The sequence below is a fragment of the Microbacterium umsixpiens genome, from assembly GCF_053543675.1.
The window spans coordinates 24,593-28,982 of the sequence record NZ_JBLVOH010000075.1; the positions used below are offsets into that span (position 1 = coordinate 24,593).

Annotated in this window: 4 protein-coding genes; 1 reads left to right on the forward strand and 3 read right to left on the reverse strand. The window is 66.7% G+C overall.

Annotation, left to right across the window (positions count from 1 at the left end; translation table 11 throughout):
- Positions 1 to 16: 16 nt before the first annotated feature.
- From ACNPM4_RS07815 to ACNPM4_RS07825, 3 genes are all read right to left on the reverse strand, one after another.
- Positions 17 to 1,378 carry an ABC transporter substrate-binding protein gene (locus ACNPM4_RS07815; protein ID WP_400856011.1) on the reverse strand — a complete coding sequence of 454 codons (1,362 nt, stop codon included), beginning with the start codon at positions 1,376 to 1,378 and terminating at the stop codon, positions 17 to 19.
- 66 nt (positions 1,379 to 1,444) lie between these two features.
- On the reverse strand, positions 1,445 to 2,335 hold the full coding sequence (locus tag ACNPM4_RS07820; RefSeq protein WP_051662277.1) for a carbohydrate ABC transporter permease: 891 nt from the start codon (positions 2,333 to 2,335) through the stop codon (positions 1,445 to 1,447).
- Position 2,336: 1 nt separating this feature from the next.
- Positions 2,337 to 3,254, reverse strand: coding sequence for a carbohydrate ABC transporter permease (locus ACNPM4_RS07825; protein WP_029263010.1), 918 nt, complete (start codon positions 3,252 to 3,254; stop codon positions 2,337 to 2,339).
- A gap of 159 nt (positions 3,255 to 3,413) precedes the next feature.
- Between ACNPM4_RS07825 and ACNPM4_RS07830 the strand changes: the two genes are divergently transcribed.
- Positions 3,414 to 4,390, forward strand: a 977-nt coding sequence (locus ACNPM4_RS07830; RefSeq protein WP_448985317.1) for a LacI family DNA-binding transcriptional regulator, incomplete at its 3' end; no start/stop codon positions are given.

Genomic DNA, 4,390 nt, shown 5'->3' on the forward strand with positions numbered 1-4,390 from the left:
CGGCTCAGCCACGGTGTTACTTGTTGACGGTGAAGCCCTGCGCGTTGCCGTACTCGACCAGCGCGTCCTGCCAGGCCGTCAGGCCCTCGTTCAGGTCGGTGCCGTTCTGGTACGACTGGCCCACGGTGTCGCCGAAGATGCTGTTCGCGTACACCTGGTAGGGCAGGTAGCTCCAGTCCTCGACCACGTCGTCGGCTGCGGCCGCGAGGACCTCGTTGATCTTCTGGCCGCCGAAGTACTCCGGAGCATCGGCGAGGAACTCTTCGCTGGAGAGCTCGGCGGTCGTCGACGGGAAGCCGCCTGACTCGAGGAAGATCGAGATGCTTTCCTCCGAGTTGTTCAGCCACCACAGGAAGCCGGCCGCGAGCTCCGGGTTCTTGCTCTGCGTCGTGACGGCCTGACCGCCACCGCCGTTCTCGGCGCTCGCCGGAGTGCCGTCGTAGGTCGGCATCGGCGCGACGCGCCAGTCGCCTGCGCCGTCGGGGGCGCCGGTGATGAGGTTGCCGGGCATCCAGGCGCCGATCACGAGGGTGGCGAGGCTGCCGTCACCGAGGCCGCGGAACCACTCGTCGCTCCAGCTGCCGTAGGGCGCGACGAGGTCCTCCTCGACGAGGCGGTTCCAGTTCTCGGTCCACTTCTTCGACCCTTCGTCCTGCAGGTCGATCGTGACATCGGTGCCCGAGGTCTCGAACGGCTTGCCTCCGGCCTGCCAGATCATGGAGGTCGCGAAGCCGGCGTCGCCGGTGTCGTTGGTGATGTAGGCGTCGGGGTTCGCGGCGTGGATCTTCTTCGCCGCCTCGTAGTACTCGTCCCAGGTGGTCGGCACTTCGACGCCCGCGGCGTCGAACACGGCCTTGTTGTAGAACAGTGCCATGGGGCCGGAGTCCTGCGGCAGGCCGTAGATGGCGTCGCCGGCGGTGACCGAGTTCCAGGTGGATGCGGTGTAGTCGTCCTCGAAGTCGGCGAAGCCGTACTTCGACAGGTCGGCGAAGGCGTCGGTCAGTGCGAACTGCGGGAACGCGTAGTACTCGATCTGCACGACGTCGGGCGCGCCCGAGCCTGCCTTGATCGCGTTCTGCAGCTTCGTGTACTCCTCGTTGTTGGTGCCGGCGTTGACGAGGTTGACCTTGACGTTCGGGTATTCCTTCTGGAACGCCTCGACCTGAGCCTCGGCAGACGGCGTCCACGACCAGTACGTGATCTCGCCGCCCTTCTCGAGCGCGGCCTCGACGGAGTCGAAGGAGCCGGATCCGGCGTCGGAGCCGGAGCCGCTGCCGGCGTCGCTGCCGGTGCTGCAGCCGGCCAGCGCCAGTGCTGCCACGGTTCCTGCGGCGAGCACCGCGAGGGCGCGCCGTGTCGGTGAGGGAAGGTGCTTCATTGCTGTGTCCTTTCGGGGGTGCGATCCAGCATCGGATCGCGAGGGGGGTGAGGAAGGAGTGCGGGGCTACTGCTTGACGCTTCCCGCGGTGAGACCTGACTGCCAGAAGCGCTGCAGCAGCAGGAAGGCGATGACGATCGGGATGATCGTGAGCAGAGAGCCCATGATCACGAGGTTGTAGATCGGCTGGGAGCCGGCGCCGATGGCCTGGGCGCTCCACTGGTTCAGACCGACCGTGAGCGGATACCAGGCGGGATCCGACAGCATGATCAGGGGGAGGAAGTAGTTGTTCCAGGTCGCCACGACCGTGAACAGCGCGACCGTCACGATGCCCGGCGCGAGCAGGCGCATCGAGATCGTGAAGAACGTGCGGAACTCTCCGGCGCCGTCGATGCGCGCGGCCTCCAGCAGCTCGGTCGGTACGGACTCGGAGGCGAAAACCCAGATCAGGTACAGCCCGAAGGGGCTGATGAGAGACGGGATGATCACGGCCCAGGGGGTGTTGGTCAGGCCCAGCTCGCTGAACAGCAAAAACGTCGGGACGGCGAGTGCCGTACCGGGAACGGCGACTGCTCCGAGGACGACGGCGAAGACCGCGCGCCGACCCGGGAAGCGGAACTTCGCGAGGCCGTAGCCGGCCAGTGTGGCGAGCAGAGTCGCGCCGCCCGCGCCGACCACGACGTACAGGAGCGTGTTGCCGAGCCAGCGCAGGAAGATGCCGTCGCGGTAGGAGAACGTGGCGACGAGGTTGTCGAAGAACGCGAAGTCGTCCGAGAACCAGAGCCCGAAGGAGCTGAAGAGTCCTGCCTGCGTCTTCGTCGAGCTGAACAGCAGCCAGACCAGGGGCACGAGCGTGTACAGCGCGTAGACGATCATGACGATCAACAGCGTGTTGGACTTGCGCGGGTTCAGCGGATCGTGACGTCGGCGCGAGGGGCGGGCGAGGGGGAGTGCCATGTCAGCGCACCTCCGACTTCGAGCCGCGCAGCTGCACGACGTAGGCGATGACCGCGGTGATGATGCCCATGATGATGGCGATCGTGGCGGCGTAGTTGAACTGCTGTCCGGCGAACGACAGGTTGTAGGCGTACATGTTCGGCGTGAAGAACGTGGTGATCACGTTCGGAGCCAGGGGCCGCAGGATGTTCGGCTCGTTGAAGAGCTGGAAGCTGCCGATGATCGAGAAGATCGTCGCGATCACGAGCGCGCCGCGCACGGAGGGGATCTTGATCGAGAAGATCGTGCGCCATGCCCCCGCTCCGTCGAGGGATGCGGCCTCGTACATGTCGGTCGGGATGGTCTTGAGTGACGAGTAGAAGATCAGCATGTTGTAGCCGACGAACTCCCACGTGACGATGTTGCCGATCGAGACCAGCATCCACTCCTTGGCGAACGGCGTGATCGCATCGACTCCGAGGAAGTCGTTGATGTTGCTCGTGAGTCCGAACTGGTCGCCGTAGATGTAGCCCCACATCAGCACCGCCACGACGGCGGGTACCGCGTAGGGCAGGAAGATCAGGATGCGGAAGAACGATGCTCCGCGCAGGCGTGCGCTGTCGATGGCGAGGGCGGCGCCGAGGGCGAGGACCAGCATGATCGGCACCTGCACGACGAGGAAGATCAGCACGCGGCCGAACGCCTCCCAGAACTGCGGGTCGGTGAGCGCGCGGACGTAGTTGTCCAGGCCGACGAAGGCGTTGCCACCGATGAGCTTCTCCTGGAAGAAGCTCAGGTACAGCGCGTAGGCGAGCGGTGTCAGGAACACCAGGGCGAAGACGACCATGAACGGGCCGACGAAGGCCCAGCCCTTCCAGTCGCGCTTGTCGCGGCGCCGGAGGCCGGGGGCGCCCAGGGCTGCGGGGGTTTCAGTCGTCATCGACGATTCCTTCTTACGGTTCCGGCGCACCGTGCGCCGTGTGTCAACGTCAACATATGCGATGCGCTGCTAGTGTGTCAACGTCAACATATGAGGGGATGGGTGATCGTGACCCCAGAGCATCCGACAGAGACGTCGGCACGTCGTCGTGAGCCTTCGATGGAAGACGTCGCCCGCGAGGCCGGCGTCTCCGGACAGACGGTCTCCCGCGTCGTGAACGCCAGGGGATACGTCGGTGCCGCCACTCGCGAGCGCGTCGAAGCCGCGATGCAGAGCCTCGGCTACCGCCCCAACAGTGCAGCCCGCGCGTTGCGGTCAGGGCGATTCCGCACGATCGGCGTCGTGATGTTCTCGTTCAGCTCCTACGGCAACCAGCGCACCCTCGACGCGATCGCGGTGCGCGCCGCCCAGCTCGGCTACGCGCTCACCCTCATCCCCGTGGAGTCGAGTGCCGGCGAGACCGTGGCCGGTGCGTTCCGGCGCCTGGAGGAGCACGCGGTCGACGGGATCATCATCGTGATCGAGGCACACCAGCTCGACGAGGCCGATATCGAGATCCCCGATGCCCTGCCCGTGGTGTTCGTCGACTCCAACCGCGGCGAGACGCTGCCGTTCGTCGACACCGACCAGGCGCAGGGTGCGCGACTGGCGACCGAGCATCTGCTCGAACTCGGACACGACACGGTGTGGCACGTCACGGGTCCCGCGCGCTCGTACTCCGCGGAACGGCGTCGCGATGCCTGGCGGGAGACCCTCGAGAAGCACGGGCGACCCGTGCCCGAGCCGCTCCAGGGCGATTGGTCCGCCGCGTCGGGGTACGAGGCGGGTCTCCGGCTCCGCGAGATGGACGGCGTCACCGCGGTGTTCGTCGCGAATGACCAGATGGCGATCGGCGTGCTCCGCGCGTTCCGGGAGGCCGGATGCGAGGTGCCGGGCGATGTGAGCCTCGTCGGCTTCGACGGATTGCCCGATGCCGCGCAGCTGTGGCCGCCACTGACCACGGTGCAGCAGCATCCGGAGCGGGTCGGGGCCCTCGCGGTGGATGCGTTGCTCGCCGAGCTCGACGGCAGCGGGCGTCAGCAGACGCCGCTTGTGAGCACCGAGCTGGTCGTGCGGGAGAGCACGGCGCCGCCGCG

Coding starts and splice junctions, on each gene's coding strand:
- ACNPM4_RS07815 (WP_400856011.1), bottom strand. CDS start 1,378: ATGAAGCACCTTCCCTCACCGACACGGCGCGCCCTCGCGGTGCTCGCC.
- ACNPM4_RS07820 (WP_051662277.1), bottom strand. CDS start 2,335: ATGGCACTCCCCCTCGCCCGCCCCTCGCGCCGACGTCACGATCCGCTG.
- ACNPM4_RS07825 (WP_029263010.1), bottom strand. CDS start 3,254: ATGACGACTGAAACCCCCGCAGCCCTGGGCGCCCCCGGCCTCCGGCGC.